Origin of the sequence: Pseudomonas sp. R3-18-08, assembly GCF_003852065.1 — a bacterium.
Classification (GTDB): Bacteria; Pseudomonadota; Gammaproteobacteria; order Pseudomonadales; family Pseudomonadaceae; genus Aquipseudomonas.
Genome location: NZ_CP027729.1, coordinates 3,794,067 through 3,810,274, shown reverse-complemented (window position 1 = coordinate 3,810,274; position 16,208 = coordinate 3,794,067). Strand labels below are relative to the sequence as shown.

The following is a 16,208-nucleotide window of genomic DNA, read 5'->3' as shown; positions in this document are numbered from 1 at the left end:
ATGCGCGAAATGTTATCGATGAGTGACTTGCCTACCGAGTATTAGCGCGTGTGACCACACTTGAACCTCAAATAAGCCATGAATCAAGGCTTGGCGGAAATTGTCCATGAGGCAAAGTCTGATGATGCGCTTTGGTTTCCTTATATGAACTGCGAATTTCGGAACTCGATAGCCTAACTCCCCACGAATGGGGGGACTGCGAAACAGCGCTGTGGTTATTCAGTCTTAAAACTATCACTCCCTCTGGCCATTAACCGGTCAGGTTGTATGGAATAAAGGAACTTGCGAATGTCTATGTCGATTCACACTCCGCCTTTGGTAAGGGGCGATACATCTGGCCTTGATCAGCCAACAGTTTCGAACAATAAGCTTATTGTAAAGCCGAACGCTCAGACCCCTGGCGCAACAGTGCTTCAGACGTCATTGCGTCTTGATGATACTCAAGGTTTGCGCAATACGGCGCTGACCCCCGAGACTGCTTTGCGGCAACTGTTCGATATGCTGGAAGGCATCTTCAGGACCATGCGCGACATATTTTCAGGCAAGACTACGATTAAGCCCGATCCGGACAAACAACCGGTTGCGCCGGACACCAAGGAGCTCGTCAAGCCGGACGCAGGCAAGTTGCCGGTGCTGCCGGATGCCCCCAAGGAGCTGATCAAGCCGGACGCAGGCAAGTTGCCGGTGCTGCCGGATGCCCCCAAGGAGCTGATCAAGCCGGATGCAGGCAAGTTGCCGGTGCTGCCGGTTGCCCCCAAGGAGTTGATCAAGCCGGACGCAGGCAAGTTGCCGGTGCTGCCGGATGCCCGCAAGGAGCTGGTCAAGCCGGACGCAGGCAAGTTGCCGGTGCTGCCGGATAGCCGCAAGGAGCTGGTCAAGCCGGACGCCGCCACGGTGCGAGTGCTGCCGCAACCTGCTGATGTTTCGGTCATCGTGCCCGACGGAAATAAGCCGCGCCCCTCGCCATTTCCGCCAACGGTGCCCAAGCCCGAGATAAGCGTGAACAATGACCCCAAGACAAACGTTCAGGTGAATGTGGTCCTTAATCATTGCCACTGCCCGGATGGAAAGGTGTCGCCGGACCGACTGCCGATACCGAGGGTTTCCACGGATACGCGGCCTCAGCCACCCATACTGCCAGACGCCCAGCCCCAGCCAGCGGTGTTTCCGGGCAACATTCCGAGGCCGAACGTGCCGATGGATATCAAGCCTCAACCCCAGGTGCTGCCGGATACAAAACCGACGCCTTTGCCCGACACTCCCGCCCCGGATCTGACCAGTCCAGGTCCTGTCGACGCTGGCAGGCATGGACGCTTTAATCATCGGCTAAGTTCCAGGTTCTAACGATAGCTGTCGCGTTTCAATCTTTTATAAGTGCAGGCATCTTTTCGAAAGTTCGTTTCGAGGAGATGCCTGTGTGGAGAACTCTATGTCACTCTTTCCAATTAATAATATTGCGCGGGTCATTGATGTAAGGCCGTCCCTGTCAATCGATGCACTCACTGCAAGTAATGAAACTACGATCAGGCCCAATGTCGGTCGCGAGTCGGTCAGGGCAATGCCTGTCATGGCATATGGTGATAGATCGCAAAGTTTGCCAAATGTCGGGATTGACTTGCCATTGGTCAATGCAGTCATGGCTTTCTTTAATTCCTTCTTTACTCAGCTGCTCGCTCTCGTAGCTGATAAAAAAGACAAGCATGTTCCTGACACTAATCCTTTACCCCCGCTTATTCCGCAGGTAACACCTCAACCGGTATTACCCAGGCCTGATGCCGCAGCGAACATTCCGGGTTTGTCGAACAAGCGCGGCGGTGCGAAGCCGGACAATATCTGGAGTGGCTTCCGCCAGGGCCCGGATGGCAATTGTGTAACAGTGTCGGCTATCAAGGCTGCGATGTATCGATTCGGTCAAAGCCCCACGGATATTTTCAAGGAGGTGAGCAGGACGAACGACGGTTATCAGGTGCTTATGCGTGATGGCTTTCGGCTCACGTTGACCGACCGCGAGCTGGCGGAGGGCGCCCGGGGCGCCAAGTTCAGCGGGCCCGACACCGGCATGCTGAAGGATGCGCAGTTTCTGTTCGCCGTCAGCGCCAAGCGTGCGCAGATGGAAAACAACGATCGTACGGCCGGTCGCAGTTTTCAGGCCGCGATCCGCAGTCTGAACGATGGAGAGGATGAGAGCGGTCCGGGAGAAGGCTTTCTACGCCTTGGGTTGAAAGGCCACATGAAAAGAGTGTCGGTACGTGAGCTTGCCCAAGGGCAGATAGGCATGTGCAACCGGACCGGGCATTCGGTGGCCGTCATCAACGGCCGCGAGGAGTTATGGGGGAAACAGGGACGAGTCCCGACGCATGGTCATGCCGTCGCACTGATGTGACCATGATGCACCTGGGCAGGGATAACCCAGGCTGCATTTGTTTCAATGCTGGGTTTCAAAAACATCTATTTCAACAACTGCCTGAACCCCTCTATCGGCAATGGCCGACTATGCAAATACCCCTGGTACAAATGGCAGCCGAGCTTTTGCAGGAACGCCAGTTGCTCCGTAGTTTCCACGCCTTCGGCGATCACCTCCAGATTCAAGCTGCGAGCCATGGCGACAATGGCGCGGATGATCTCAGCGTCATTGGGATCGTGCGTCGCGTCGCGCACGAACGACTGGTCGATTTTCAACGCATCCACCGGCAGGCGCTTGAGGTAAGTCAGGGATGAGTAGCCCGTACCAAAGTCATCCATCGCAAAGCTGATGCCGAGTTTTTTCAGGCGACGCATTTTCAACACCGTATCGTCCAGGTTCTGGATCACGATGCCTTCAGTGATTTCCAGCTTCAGCAAGCTGTAGGGCAGTTGGTGCTGCGTGAGGCTGCGTTCGACCCGTTCCACGAAGTCGTTCTGGCGAAACTGCCGGGGGCTGATATTCACGCACAGGCTGAAATTCAGCGGGTCCACCAAGCCGTCGGCAATCAACTGCGCAAATGCGCTGCACGCTTCGTCGAGGATCCAGGTGCCGACCTCCAGGATCAAGCCGCTGTCCTCCAGCACCTTGATAAATTCGGCCGGCGACTGCGCACCCAGTTGGGGATGCTGCCAGCGCACCAGGGCCTCGGCACCGACAATCTTGTTGCCGCGCGCATCCACCTGGGGCTGGTAGTGCACGCTGAATTCGCCGCGGGACAAGGCCAGGCGCAGGTCGGTTTCCATGCGCAGGCGCTCGCTGGCGGTTTTCTGCATGCTGTTGTGGAACATCTGAATGGTGTTGCGCCCGGAATCTTTGGCGCGGTACAGGGCGATGTCGGCGCGCTTGAGCAAATCGGCGGGCGTGGTGCCATGGTCGGGGATCAACGCCACGCCGATGCTTGGCGTTACTTGCAGGCGGTGGCCGTCGAGGAACATCGGTTCAGAGAGCAATTCGCGCAGGGTATCGGCCAGTTCCTGCACCTGGCCGCTGACTTGCGTGCGTGAGCCCTCCAGGCCGCTGAGCAGCACGACGAACTCATCACCGCCCAGGCGCGCCACCGTATCTTCCATGCGCACACTGGCTTCCAGGCGTGCGGTGACGATTTTCAGTACGGTGTCGCCCACCGGGTGGCCGAGGGAGTCGTTGATATGCTTGAAATGGTCGAGGTCGAGAAACAGCAAGGCGCCGCGCAGGTTATGGCGCTTGAGCAGGGCGATCTGCTGGCTCAGGCGGTCCATCAGCAGCGCACGGTTGGGCAGGTTGGTCAGCGGGTCGTGATAGGCCAGGTGGCGGATCTGTGCCTGGGCGTTTTTCAGCAGGCTCACGTCACGTGCGGTCAGTAGCAGGCACGGCGTTTCATTCAGAGTAATCGGCTCGACCGATACCTCTACCGCCAGCACCTCGCCCAGTTTGTTGTGCCACAGCATTTCCAGATGATGGATGCGCCCCTTGATCTGCAGCTCGGCCAACAGCGCGGTACGCTGGTTTTCATCGGCCCAGATGCCAATCTGGTACAGGGTGAGGCCGATGGCTTCTTCGGCGCGATAGCCGGTCAGGCGGCAAAACCCGTCATTGACCTCCACATATCGTCCCGTGTCGCGCTCGGTGATCGAAATCGCGTCGGGGCTGGAATGGAAGGCCTTGGCGAACTTCTCCTCACTGGCCTTGAGCGCCGCCTCCGAGCGTTGCTGCTGGGTGATGTCGCGCAGGGTGGTGACGATACACGGCTGCTCATTGACCTTGACCAGGCGGCTGGAAATCACGCAGGTCAGGCTCTGGCCGTTCTTGGCATGCACAACGATGGCCACATTGCTCAATGACTGCTCGCGAATCACCCGCTCGATGCGTTGCAGGCGCTTGCTTGATTCATCCCACAAGCCGATCTGCTCGGCGCTTTTGTCGAACACTTCGGCGGCGGTCCAGCCAAAGGTCTGGGTGAACGCCGGGTTGATCTCGATAAACGCGCCGCTGTCCAGGCAGGTGACGCAGATTGGATCGGGGCTGGCCTGGAACAGGCTGGCGAATTTCTCCTCGGAAGCGCTCAGGCGTTGTTCGCGCTCCACCTGATCGGTGATATCGAGCAAAGTCCCGGCCATGCGCAGGGGCTTGCCGGATTCATCGCGATACAGGCGTGCGCGGCTTTCCAGATAGCGCGAGCTGCCGTCCTCGACCGGCACGCGATAGGTCAGCTGGTAATTGTCGCCCGGGCCTTCACGCAGGTTGCGGTAGGCATGGCGCATGCCCTCGCGGTCCTCATCGGACATGCCTTCAAAAAATGCATCGAAGGATTCGTGGAAGGGTTCGCACGGCAGGCCGTGGAGTTGGGCGGCGCGGGCCGAGCCGTAGAGCATGCCGGTGGGAATGTGCCAGTCCCAGGTGCCCAGCTGTGCCGAGTCCAGCGCCAGATCCAGGCGTTCCTGACTGTCTTTCAGCGCTTGCTCGGCGTTTTTGCGCTCGGTGGTGTCGAGGAAAGTGCTGATCAGATAGGCCTCGCCGTCCAGTTCGACCTTTTGCGCGCTGAGCGTGCCATCGTGGATCTGCCCGTTGCTGGCGCAGAACTGCACTTCCATGGTGATGGATTCACCTTTGCGCTGGGTGGCCTTGACCAGGTGTGCACGCTGCTCCGGGTCACGCCACAGGCCCAGCTCCAGGGTGGTGCGGCCGATGGCGTGAGCCACCGGCCAGCCGAACAGCATTTCGAAATGCTGGTTGGCCTCGCTGATCAGGCCGTCGGCCTGACGCGTCAGCAGCACCATGTTCGGGCACAGGTGGAAGAGCGTGGCGAAGCGCTTTTCAGAGTGGCTGAGCGCCTGTTCCCGCTCACGCTGGTGAGTGATCTCGCGGATCACCCCGATCATCCGGCGCCTGCCGTTTTTGTCCGGCACCAGGCTGCCATTGATTTCCAGCCAGTGCAGGCTGCCATCGGGCCACTGGATGCGGTGATGCATGGCCTGTTCGACCGGTTCGCCGGCCAGCACCGCGTGAAACGCCCGTACCACGCGGGCACGGTCTTCCGGTGCCAGCAGGTCGAGGTAATTGAGGTCGTTGGGCAGCGGCTGGCGCGGGTCGTAGCCAAACAATGCCTGAGTGCCTCGAGACCAACTGATGTTCCCCGTTTCGATTTCCCAGCACCACGCGCCCAGCCGCGCGGCATTGAGCGCCGACAGCAGTTGCGGGGCGCTGTCCCAGCGTTGTTCCGCCTCTTGAGGGTCCAGGGCGTAGATGCGGGGCAGGGGTGGCACGGAATCAACGGGGTTGGGCATTATTCAAAGGGCCTTGGCTCGATGGGAAGACAGCGCGGTTTTGCCTGAAACCCGAGGCCGCACAATGTCATGCCGGTATCCCTGGCAGATCGACCTGTGCATCCAACAGGCTCATGAACGCCCGCGCAGCGTTCGACAGCGTCCTTTCGGTGTGCACGATATAGCCTAGCTGGCGACTGAGCTGTATGCCCGGCAAAGCGATACTTGCCACCTGGGCGTCGAGCATGGTGCGTGGCAACACGCTCCAGGCCAGGCCGATGGACACCATCATTTTGATCGTCTCCAGGTAGTTGGTGCTCATGGCGATGTTCGGCGTCAGCCCCTGGGCCTCGAATAGACGGCTGACAATATGGTGGGTAAAGGTGTTCCCGCCGGGAAACACCGCAGGGTGCCCGGCGATATCGGCCAGGCTGACGGAACCGTTGCTGATCAGGCTGTGTTCGGGGGCCACCACGAAATCCAGCGGGTCGTCCCATACCGGCGTCGCGCGCACCAGGTTATGCGGCTCGGGCGCCAGGGTGATCACTGCCACTTCGGCGCGACCGTGGAGGATTTCTTCGTAGGCCACTTCTGAATCGAGGAATTGAATATCCAGCGCCACGTTCGGGTACTGCCGAGTGAAGGTACGCAGGACCGGCGGCAGGCGATGCAGGCCGATATGGTGGCTGGTCGCCAGGGTGAGGCGCCCGCTGACTTCTCGGGTGAGGTTGGTCAGGGCGCGACGGGTGTCGTCCAGCACGTTCAGGATCTGATAAGCACGCGGCAGCAAAGCTCGCCCGGCTTCGGTCAAGCCCACTTCACGGCCCAGGCGATCGAACAGGCGCACCTTTAATTGTTGCTCCAGGCCGGCGATGCGTTTGCTGATGGCTGGTTGGGTCAGGTGCAGGCGCTCACCGGCGCCGGAGAAGCTGCCGGTCTCGGCGATAGCGATAAAGGCGTTGAGGTTGGCCAAGTCCATGGTGGTATTCCAGTTGGTAATCCAAAGCATGAAAAATATGAATTTGAGTTATTTAATCTAGCGCCATACCATCAGCCTCACAAGCCAAAGGGTTATAGAAAAGCCCGGCGCATAGAAACACCGCTGATGAGGACCGACTGATGGCCGGCAAAACGCTTTACGACAAGCTTTGGGATTCCCATGAAGTGAAACGGCGCGATGATGGGTCGTCGCTGATCTACATCGACCGTCACATCATCCATGAAGTGACCTCGCCCCAAGCGTTCGAAGGCCTGCGGCTGGCCGGGCGCAAGCCATGGCGCGTCGACTCCATCATCGCCACGCCAGACCACAACGTGCCGACCACCCCGGAGCGCAAGGGCGGGATCGACGCCATTGTCGACACCGTGTCGCGCTTGCAAGTGCAGACCCTCGACGACTATTGCGACGAATATGGCATCACCGAATTCAAGATGAATGACGTGCGTCAAGGTATCGTCCATGTGATCGGCCCGGAGCAGGGCGCGACCTTGCCGGGCATGACGGTGGTCTGCGGTGACTCGCACACGTCGACCCACGGTGCGTTCGGCGCATTGGCCCATGGCATCGGCACATCCGAGGTGGAGCATGTGTTCGCCACCCAGTGCCTGGTCGCCAAAAAGATGAAGAACATGCTGGTACGCGTCGAAGGCACCTTGCCATTCGGCGTGACCGCCAAGGACATCGTGCTGGCGGTGATCGGCAAGATCGGCACCGCCGGCGGTAACGGGCATGCCATCGAGTTCGCCGGCAGTGCCATTCGTGACCTGTCCATCGAAGGCCGCATGACCATCTGCAACATGTCCATCGAAGCCGGTGCCCGCGTAGGTATGGTGGCAGCGGACGAAAAAACCATCGAATACGTCAAGGGCCGCCCATTCGCACCGAAAGGCGCTGATTGGGACGCAGCGGTGCACGCCTGGAAAGACCTGGTGTCCGACGCCGATGCGGTGTTCGACACTGTGGTCGAGCTCGACGCAACCCAGATCAAACCGCAAGTCAGCTGGGGCACATCGCCGGAAATGGTGCTGGCCGTCGACCAGAACGTGCCGGACCCGGCCCAGGAAACCGACCTGGTCAAGCGCGGCTCCATCGAGCGCGCCCTCAAGTACATGGGCCTGAAGGCCAACCAGGCGATTACCGATATCCAGCTGGATCGCGTGTTCATCGGCTCCTGCACCAACTCGCGGATCGAAGACCTGCGCGCTGCCGCCGTGATCGCCAAAGGCCGCAAAGTGGCCTCGACCATCAAGCAAGCCATCGTGGTTCCCGGCTCGGGGCTGGTCAAAGCCCAGGCCGAAGCCGAGGGCCTGGACAAAATCTTCCTCGAAGCCGGTTTCGAATGGCGTGAGCCGGGCTGCTCCATGTGCCTGGCGATGAACCCGGACCGGTTGGAATCCGGCGAGCATTGCGCATCGACCTCCAACCGTAACTTCGAAGGGCGTCAGGGCGCCGGTGGCCGTACCCACCTGGTCAGCCCGGCCATGGCTGCCGCCGCTGCCGTCAACGGTCGTTTCATCGACGTTCGCGAATTGATCTAAAGGAAAACCCGATGAGAGCTTTTACCCAGCATACCGGTCTGGTAGCGCCGTTGGACCGTGCCAACGTGGACACCGACCAGATCATCCCCAAGCAGTTCTTGAAGTCGATCAAGCGCACCGGGTTTGGCCCCAACCTGTTCGACGAATGGCGCTACCTGGACGTGGGTTACGCCTATCAGGACAACTCAAAGCGCCCGCTGAACAAGGATTTCGTGCTCAACGCCGAGCGTTACCAGGGCGCCAGCGTGTTGCTGGCGCGGGAAAACTTCGGTTGCGGCTCCAGCCGTGAACACGCGCCGTGGGCCCTGGAAGAATACGGCTTTCGCAGCATCATCGCGCCGAGCTACGCCGACATCTTCTTCAACAACAGCTTCAAGAACGGCTTGCTGCCGATCATCCTGAGCGACGCCGAAGTGGATGAGCTGTTTCAGCAAGTGGAAGCCAATGTGGGCTACCAACTGACCGTGGACCTGGCCGCGCAGACCGTGACCCGTCCGGACGGCAAGGTGTATCACTTCGAGGTGGATGCCTTTCGCAAGCACTGCCTGATCAATGGCCTGGACGATATCGGCCTGACTTTGCAGGACGGCGACGCGATTGCTGCGTTTGAAGCAAAGCATCGGGCTAGCCAGCCCTGGTTGTTTCGCGATTGATGTAGGCAGGACCGCCGCCATCGGGAGCAAGCCCCCTCCCACACTTTGAATTGTGAATACCTTCAAATGTGGAAGGGGGCTTGCTCCCGATGAGGCCAGTGTCAACACCACAAAACCCAAGGAAAGCCCTCATGACCAGCACCGCCCACACCCAAGTCGTGCAAAAACAATTCGGCGAGCAAGCCTCGGCCTACCTGAGCAGTGCCGTGCACGCCCAGGGCACCGAATTCGCGCTGCTCCAGGCCGAACTGGCCGGGCAGGGCGCGGCGCGACTGCTGGACCTGGGCTGCGGTGCCGGGCATGTGAGTTTCCAGGTTGCCCCGCTGGTCAAGGAAGTGGTGGCCTACGACTTGTCCCAGCAGATGCTTGATGTGGTCGCCGCCGCTGCGCAAGATCGCGGATTGACCAATATCAGCACGGTTAACGGCGCGGCTGAACGCCTGCCGTTTGCCGATGGCGAATTCGACTTCGTGTTCAGCCGCTACTCCGCCCACCACTGGAGCGACCTCGGCCTGGCCCTGCGCGAAGTGCGTCGGGTGCTCAAAGCCGGTGGCGTAGCGGCGTTCGTGGATGTGTTGTCACCGGGCAGCCCGTTGCTGGACACTTACCTGCAAACCGTCGAAGTGCTGCGCGACACCAGCCATGTGCGCGATTATTCTGCCGCCGAGTGGATGCGCCAGCTCAGCGAAGCCGGTTTGCATGTACGCAACAGCAGCCGCCAACGCCTGCGCCTGGAATACACCTCGTGGGTCGAGCGCATGCGCACCCCGCTGGCCTTGCGCGCGGCGATCCTGGAGTTGCAACAGGCGATGGGCCAGGAAGTGCGCGATTATTACGAAATTCAAGCCGACGGCACCTTCAGCACCGACGTGCTGGTGGTGTGGGCCGAACGCTGATTGATTTTTCCCGACCTGCCCATGGGCAGGTCGCTCGATGAAATGAGGAACCCATGAGCAAGCAGATTCTGATTCTCCCTGGCGACGGTATCGGTCCGGAAATCATGGCCGAAGCGGTCAAGGTCCTGGAACTCGCCAACAGCAAGTACAGCCTGGGCTTCGAGCTGAGCCACGACGTGATCGGCGGCGCGGCCATCGACAAGCACGGCGTGCCCCTGGCCGACGAGACCCTGGAACGCGCCCGCGCCGCCGACGCCGTGCTGCTCGGCGCCGTGGGCGGGCCGAAGTGGGACAAGATCGAGCGTGATATTCGCCCTGAGCGCGGCCTGTTGAAAATCCGCGCGCAACTGGGCCTGTTCGGCAACCTGCGTCCGGCGATTCTTTACCCGCAGTTGGCCGAGGCGTCGAGCCTCAAGCCGGAAGTGGTCGCCGGCCTGGACATCCTGATCGTGCGTGAGCTGACCGGCGGTATCTATTTCGGCTCGCCACGCGGGGTGCGCGAGCTTACGAACGGCGAGCGCCAGGCCTATGACACCCTGCCGTACAGCGAGAGCGAAATTCGCCGTATCGCCCGCGTCGGTTTCGACATGGCCCGCGTGCGCGGCAAGAAGGTCTGCTCGGTGGACAAGGCCAACGTATTGGCCTCCAGCCAACTGTGGCGCGAAATCGTTGAAGAAGTCGCCAAGGACTACCCGGACGTCGAACTGAGCCACATGTACGTCGACAACGCCGCCATGCAACTGGTGCGTGCGCCGAAGCAGTTCGACGTGATCGTCACCGACAACCTGTTCGGCGACATCCTCTCCGACCAGGCCTCGATGCTCACCGGTTCCATCGGCATGCTGCCGTCGGCGTCCCTGGATACCAACAACAAGGGCATGTACGAGCCTTGCCACGGCTCGGCGCCGGACATTGCCGGCCAAGGTATCGCCAACCCGCTGGCGACCATTTTGTCGGTGTCGATGATGCTGCGTTACAGCTTCAACCTGGTTGACGCGGCCGACGCGATCGAGAAGGCCGTGAGCCTGGTGCTCGACCAGGGTTTGCGCACCGGCGACATCTGGTCGCAGGGCTGTACCCGGGTAGGCACGCAAGAAATGGGCGACGCTGTAGTCGCCGCGCTGCGGAATCTGTAATCTCTCGGGCCCGCTTGCAGTTATCGCTGCAAGGCGGCCCACTTTTTAACAAGGTGTAGTTGCGATGAAACGTGTAGGTCTGATCGGTTGGCGCGGTATGGTCGGTTCCGTGCTCATGCAGCGGATGCTGGAAGAGCAGGATTTCGATCTTATCGAGCCGGTGTTTTTCACCACTTCGAACGTAGGTGGCCAAGGGCCGTCCGTGGGCAAGGACATTGCCCCGCTCAAAGACGCCTATAGCATTGAAGAGCTGAAGACCCTCGATGTGATCCTGACGTGCCAGGGCGGCGACTACACCAGCGAAGTCTTCCCCAAGCTGCGCGAAGCCGGCTGGCAGGGCTACTGGATCGACGCCGCGTCGAGCCTGCGCATGCAGGACGATGCAGTGATCATCCTCGACCCGGTCAACCGCAAGGTCATCGACCAGCAACTGGATGCCGGCACCCGGAACTATGTTGGCGGCAATTGCACCGTCAGCCTGATGCTGATGGGCCTGGGTGGCTTGTTCGAAGCCGGCCTGGTCGAGTGGATGAGCGCCATGACCTACCAGGCGGCCTCCGGCGCCGGTGCACAGAACATGCGTGAGCTGATCAAACAGATGGGCGCAACCCACGCAGCGGTGGCCGATCAATTGGCCGACCCGGCCAGTGCGATCCTCGATATCGACCGCCGCGTGGCCGAAGCCATGCGCAGCGACGCCTATCCGACCGAAAACTTCGGCGTGCCGTTGGCCGGCAGTCTGATCCCTTGGATCGACAAGGAACTGCCGAACGGTCAGAGCCGCGAAGAGTGGAAGGCCCAGGCCGAGACCAACAAGATCCTCGGGCGCTTCAAGAACCCGATCCCGGTGGACGGCATCTGCGTACGCATCGGCGCCATGCGCTGCCATAGCCAGGCGTTGACCATCAAGCTGAACAAAGATGTGCCGATTGCCGATATCGAAGGGCTGATCAGCCAGCACAACCCCTGGGTCAAGCTGGTGCCGAACAACCGTGAGATCAGCATGCAGGAGCTGAGCCCAACCAAGGTCACCGGCACCCTGAATGTGCCGGTAGGCCGTTTGCGCAAGCTGAACATGGGCAGCCAGTTCCTCGGCGCGTTCACCGTGGGCGACCAGCTGTTGTGGGGCGCGGCTGAGCCGTTGCGTCGCATGCTGCGGATTCTGCTGGAGCGTTGATCGCTTGCAGGCTTTGAAGAGCCCCGCGTTCTGGTGACAGGCGCGGGGTTTTTTTATTGTTCTTTCGGACGCTATCGGGAGCAAGTCGAATCGTCGCACCGCCCCTCCCACATTTTGGCCTGTGAGCACATTCAAGTGTGGGAGGGGGCTTGCTCCCGATGGGGCCATCAGCTCCACCCCAATTGCCTCACCCCCAACCACCCGGTAAAGTGCCGCTCCCCCCGCAATGCCCGAGGCAGCCCCATGACCCAGACCTTTGAAATCGCCGTGATCGGCGCCACCGGTACCGTTGGCGAAACCCTGGTGCAGATTCTCGAAGAGCTGGACTTCCCGGTAGGCACCCTGTATTTGCTGGCCGGCAACAACTCCGCCGGTGCATCGGTACCGTTCCGGGGCAAGAACGTGCGGGTCAAGGAAGTCGATGAGTTCGACTTCAGCAAGGCGCAGTTGGCCTTTTTCGCGGCCGGCCCGGCGGTGACCCTGAGCTTCGCCCCACGTGCCATCGCCGCCGGTTGCTCGGTGATCGACCTGTCTGGCGCATTGCCTGCCGAACAGGCGCCGCCCGTGGTGCCGGAAGCCAACGCCCACGTGCTCAAGGGCTTGAAAAAACCCTTTCAAATCGCCAGCCCGAGCCCGTCCGCCACCAACCTGGCGGTGCTGCTGGCGCCGTTGCGCGGTCTGCTGGATATCCAGCGCGTGAGTGTCACCGCCAACCTGGCCGTGTCGGCCCTGGGCCGCGAAGCCGTCAGCGAGTTGGCCCGCCAGACAGCCGAGCTATTGAATGTACGCCCATTGGAGCCGACCTTCTTTGATCGGCAAGTAGCCTTCAACCTGCTGGCACAAGTGGGCACGCCAGACGCCCAAGGTCATACAGCCCTGGAGAAACGTCTCGTACATGAACTGCGGGCCGTGCTGGAAACTCCGTTGCTGAAGATTTCCGCAACCTGCGTTCAAGCCCCGGTGTTTTTTGGCGATAGCCTGACTGTGTCGCTGCAATTGGGGGCGCCGGCCGATTTGGTTGAGGTGAACCGTGTACTCGATGCGGCGCCGGGTATCGAGCTGGTCGAGGCGGGCGATTACCCAACGGCAGTGGGCGATGCGGTGGGGCAGGACGTTGTTTATGTAGGACGAGTGCGCGCAGGTGTGGATGACCCGGCGGAACTAAATGTGTGGCTGACGTCAGATAACGTACGCAAAGGCGCTGCGCTCAATGCCGTGCAGCTGGCGCGGTTGTTGATAAAAGACCTTGCGTAAAAGATACTTGGCGCCAATTTGTAGATTGATTCTCACCAAGCGCTATGCTTGGCCAAAAGCGGAACACAAGCGCGTCGGTGACCTATCGGCTCGCCATGCCTAATGGCAGCGGTTACCAACCTTCTCGAAAGTCGGGGAGTGTTCAGACAAAGGATGAGGCTATGGTTCAAGTTCGCAAACTGGTGTTAGCAATAGCGGCCGCCTCGGCGCTGTCCTCCGGTATGGCGCAGGCGCTGCAACTTGGGGAGATGACCCTCAAGTCGAAGTTGAACCAGCCGCTGTCGGTGGAAATCGAGTTGCTCGACGTCGGCGGCCTTACGGCGTCCGAGATCACCCCGAGCCTGGCCTCGTCCCAGGCATTCGTCGACGCCGGTGTCGATCGCCAGGCCTTTCTCGACGACCTCACCTTCACGCCGGTGGTCAATCCCAACGGCCGCAGCGTGGTGCGTGTCACCTCCAGCAAACCGTTGCCTGATTCCTATGTGCGCTTCCTGTTGCAGGTGCAGTGGCCGAACGGCCGACTCATGCGTGACTACAGCGTGCTGCTCGATCCCGCCAAATTCGACCAATCGACCCCGGCTGCCAGTGCGCCAGCGCCGCGCTTGAGTGCGCCGGCCAGTACCGCGACCGCCGTCAGCAAGCCAGCGCAACATACCACCACTGCTCGCGATACTTTGTGGGAAATTGCCGAGAAAAACCGCAATGGTGGCTCTGTGCAGCAGACGATGCTGGCCATTCAGGCGCTCAACCCGAATGCGTTTATCAACGGCAACATCAACCGCCTGAAAACCGGCCAGGTCCTGCGCCTGCCGGACACCGTGCAAAGCACCGCGCTGGGGCAGCCGCAAGCGATCGCCGAAGTGACGGCGCAGAACGCTGCCTGGCGTCAGGGCCGTCGCACCGCCGCCCAGCAAGTGGCGGGCAAGGCCCAGCTGGATGCTACCAAGCGCACCGAGACTGGCAATGCACCGTCGAGCACCAGCGCCAAGGACAACTTGAGCCTGGTGTCGGCCGAGTCCGCCAAAAAAGGTGCAGCAGGCAAGGCCGGTGATAGCCGCGCGTTGAACGACAAGCTGGCGATGACCCAAGAACAGTTGGACACCACCCGTCGTGACAATGAAGAGCTCAAAAGCCGCGCGGCAGATCTGCAAAGCCAGTTGGACAAGCTGCAAAAACTGATTCAACTGAAGAATGATCAGTTGGCCCGTCTGCAGGCCGAGAAGGGTGATGTGGCTGTGCCCGCAGCGGCGGCAGCGGCGGCAGCGCCTGCGCAGTTGGCCGGTGAACCGGCGCCAGCCCCGGCAGCCCCGGTAGCGACACCTGCTCCCGAGCCGACCAAACCGGTTGCCGCGCCTGCAACCACCGAAGGCAAATTCAATGAGCTCCTGACCAACCCTGTGGTGCTCGGTGTGCTCGGTGGCGCGGCCGTGATTCTGGCCTTGCTGCTCCTGCTGCTGTGGGTGCGCCATCGCAACGCCCGTCTTGAAGAAGAAAAGCACCTGCGCATGGCGCGCGCGCTGGCGGAAGAGCCGGAGTTTACGTCGAATATCGATCGCGACCTGCCACCCGACAGTTTCGAAGGCCTGGAAGTGCCGCCGCCGAGCGTCACGCGGGCCCCCGCGCCTGCACCCGTTCCGGTGGTTGAGCCTGCTGTTCCCACCGTCGCCTCCGTGCTGGCGCCGTTGGCGGCTGCCGTCGCCCCGACTTCCAGCGACGCGCTCTCCCAAGCCCAGTCCCATATCGACCGGGGCCACCTGAACCAGGCGGCGGATGTGCTTGAGCAAGCGATCAAGCAGGAGCCCAAGCGCAGTGACCTGCGTTTGAAACTGATGGAAGTCTACGGCCTGCAGAATGACAAGGACGGTTTTGTCAGCCAGGAGCGTCAGCTGGTGGCCACGGGTGAAAACCACGCCCAGGTCGAGCAGCTCAAAGGTCGCTTCCCGGCCATGGCGGTGTTGGCAGCAGGTGTGAGCGCCGCAGTGGCCGCCGCCGCCCTGGACGCCCAGTACGTCAAGGACCTGCTGGAAGACAAGCCGGCTGCGCCGCAGCCAGAGCCTTTGGATACCGATTTCGACCTGAGCCTGGACGACCTGGAGGCGGCATCGCCGGCAGAGGTCAAGGGTGATCAGTCTTTCGAGGCGCTCCTTGAGCAGCAGACGGCCGCCAACGCCAGCGCAGATGACCTGTCTGATTTCGACCTGGACCTGCAATTGGATGCACCGGCGTCCGCGCAGTCCGATGACGACTTCCTGTCCGGGCTCGAAGAGCAAATGAAGGACGTACCGGCCGCCGAGCCGCCGACCTTGACCCCGGCAGCGCTGGATGACTTCGATTTGCCGGAAGATTTCGACCTCTCCCTGGCGGACGAGCCCGAATCGACGGCCAAGTCCGATGCCTTCGCTTCGGAACTGGACGACGTCAACGCCGAGTTGGACCGTCTGTCCCAGAGCCTGGAGCATCCCTCCATCGAGCCGTCCTTCACGGCTGAAGATGCGGCGCTCGGTGACGACGAGCCCGAGTTCGACTTCCTGTCGGGCTCCGATGAAGTCGCCACCAAGCTGGACCTGGCCCAGGCGTATATCGACATGGGCGATGCCGATGGCGCCAAGGACATCCTTTCCGAAGTGCTGACCGAGGGCAACGAGACCCAGCGTGGCGAGGCCAAGGAAATGCTCGGCCGAATCTGACGGCTGATACGCGCCCAATGGGGGAGAGGGCTTGCTCCCTGCCACCGTTGGTGCGGCGTCCCCAACAAAAGCGCCCGTCGCGCAGCCGGCGCCTTTATAATCCCCGTCTTCGCGCAACTCATCAGGCTCTCAGTTCTTGGCAAATATAGATAACGCGGCCG

General features: G+C 61.0%; 11 protein-coding genes. 9 read left to right on the top strand and 2 right to left on the bottom strand.

Translation table 11 applies throughout. The features are described 5' to 3' along the window. Nucleotides 1-288: 288 nt before the first annotated feature. Together C4J92_RS17430 and C4J92_RS27000 are read left to right on the top strand one after the other, a co-directional pair. Entirely contained in the window at nt 289-1,344 is a 1,056-nt protein-coding gene (locus tag C4J92_RS17430) for a hypothetical protein (RefSeq protein WP_124404728.1), read from the top strand. Nucleotides 1,345-1,636: 292 nt separating this feature from the next. Then, nucleotides 1,637-2,383 (top strand): hypothetical protein, encoded by a 747-nt coding sequence (locus C4J92_RS27000; protein WP_372238398.1) that lies wholly within the window; start codon nt 1,637-1,639, stop codon nt 2,381-2,383. 65 nt (nt 2,384-2,448) lie between these two features. Here the strand turns inward: C4J92_RS27000 and C4J92_RS17420 are convergent, their stop codons facing one another. Both C4J92_RS17420 and C4J92_RS17415 read right to left on the bottom strand, forming a co-directional pair. Then, the gene (locus C4J92_RS17420; protein WP_124404727.1) at nt 2,449-5,727 is read right to left on the bottom strand and encodes a PAS domain S-box protein; all 3,279 of its coding nucleotides are present in this window, start codon (nt 5,725-5,727) and stop codon (nt 2,449-2,451) included. Between the two features lie 67 nt (nt 5,728-5,794). Beyond that, a complete protein-coding gene (locus C4J92_RS17415) occupies nt 5,795-6,685 on the bottom strand; it encodes a LysR family transcriptional regulator (RefSeq protein WP_124404726.1) in 891 nt (296 codons plus the stop codon). A gap of 140 nt (nt 6,686-6,825) precedes the next feature. Here C4J92_RS17415 and leuC point away from each other — a divergent pair, with 140 nt between their 5' ends. The 7 genes from leuC to C4J92_RS17380 all read left to right on the top strand — a co-directional run bounded on the left by leuC (nt 6,826) and on the right by C4J92_RS17380 (nt 16,047). Next, nucleotides 6,826-8,244, top strand: coding sequence for a 3-isopropylmalate dehydratase large subunit (gene leuC, locus C4J92_RS17410; RefSeq protein WP_124404725.1), 1,419 nt, complete (start codon nt 6,826-6,828; stop codon nt 8,242-8,244). 11 nt (nt 8,245-8,255) lie between these two features. Continuing rightward, entirely contained in the window at nt 8,256-8,897 is a 642-nt protein-coding gene (gene leuD / locus C4J92_RS17405; RefSeq protein ID WP_124371258.1) for a 3-isopropylmalate dehydratase small subunit, read from the top strand. A 131-nt stretch (nt 8,898-9,028) separates the two neighbouring features. After that, nucleotides 9,029-9,793: a class I SAM-dependent methyltransferase gene (locus tag C4J92_RS17400; protein WP_124404724.1), complete on the top strand. Its 765-nt coding sequence runs from the start codon at nt 9,029-9,031 to the stop codon at nt 9,791-9,793. A gap of 53 nt (nt 9,794-9,846) precedes the next feature. Next, a complete protein-coding gene (leuB, locus tag C4J92_RS17395; RefSeq protein WP_124404723.1) occupies nt 9,847-10,929 on the top strand; it encodes a 3-isopropylmalate dehydrogenase in 1,083 nt (360 codons plus the stop codon). A 64-nt stretch (nt 10,930-10,993) separates the two neighbouring features. Beyond that, nucleotides 10,994-12,106, top strand: a complete 1,113-nt coding sequence (gene asd / locus C4J92_RS17390; RefSeq protein WP_124363600.1) for an aspartate-semialdehyde dehydrogenase — start codon at nt 10,994-10,996, stop codon at nt 12,104-12,106. Between the two features lie 243 nt (nt 12,107-12,349). After that, nucleotides 12,350-13,360, top strand: coding sequence for an aspartate-semialdehyde dehydrogenase (locus tag C4J92_RS17385; RefSeq protein ID WP_124404722.1), 1,011 nt, complete (start codon nt 12,350-12,352; stop codon nt 13,358-13,360). Between the two features lie 161 nt (nt 13,361-13,521). Continuing rightward, nucleotides 13,522-16,047, top strand: coding sequence for a FimV/HubP family polar landmark protein (locus tag C4J92_RS17380; RefSeq protein WP_124404721.1), 2,526 nt, complete (start codon nt 13,522-13,524; stop codon nt 16,045-16,047). Nucleotides 16,048-16,208: the final 161 nt, after the last annotated feature.

What these genes read in the sequence shown, in the direction of transcription:
- C4J92_RS17430 (WP_124404728.1), top strand. Translation starts at nt 289, where the DNA reads ATGTCTATGTCGATTCACACTCCGCCTTTGGTAAGGGGCGATACATCT.
- C4J92_RS17420 (WP_124404727.1), bottom strand. Translation starts at nt 5,727, where the DNA reads ATGCCCAACCCCGTTGATTCCGTGCCACCCCTGCCCCGCATCTACGCC.
- leuB (WP_124404723.1), top strand. Translation starts at nt 9,847, where the DNA reads ATGAGCAAGCAGATTCTGATTCTCCCTGGCGACGGTATCGGTCCGGAA.
- C4J92_RS17400 (WP_124404724.1), top strand. Translation starts at nt 9,029, where the DNA reads ATGACCAGCACCGCCCACACCCAAGTCGTGCAAAAACAATTCGGCGAG.
- asd (WP_124363600.1), top strand. Translation starts at nt 10,994, where the DNA reads ATGAAACGTGTAGGTCTGATCGGTTGGCGCGGTATGGTCGGTTCCGTG.
- C4J92_RS17380 (WP_124404721.1), top strand. Translation starts at nt 13,522, where the DNA reads ATGGTTCAAGTTCGCAAACTGGTGTTAGCAATAGCGGCCGCCTCGGCG.
- C4J92_RS27000 (WP_372238398.1), top strand. Translation starts at nt 1,637, where the DNA reads ATGGCTTTCTTTAATTCCTTCTTTACTCAGCTGCTCGCTCTCGTAGCT.
- C4J92_RS17385 (WP_124404722.1), top strand. Translation starts at nt 12,350, where the DNA reads ATGACCCAGACCTTTGAAATCGCCGTGATCGGCGCCACCGGTACCGTT.
- C4J92_RS17415 (WP_124404726.1), bottom strand. Translation starts at nt 6,685, where the DNA reads ATGGACTTGGCCAACCTCAACGCCTTTATCGCTATCGCCGAGACCGGC.
- leuD (WP_124371258.1), top strand. Translation starts at nt 8,256, where the DNA reads ATGAGAGCTTTTACCCAGCATACCGGTCTGGTAGCGCCGTTGGACCGT.
- leuC (WP_124404725.1), top strand. Translation starts at nt 6,826, where the DNA reads ATGGCCGGCAAAACGCTTTACGACAAGCTTTGGGATTCCCATGAAGTG.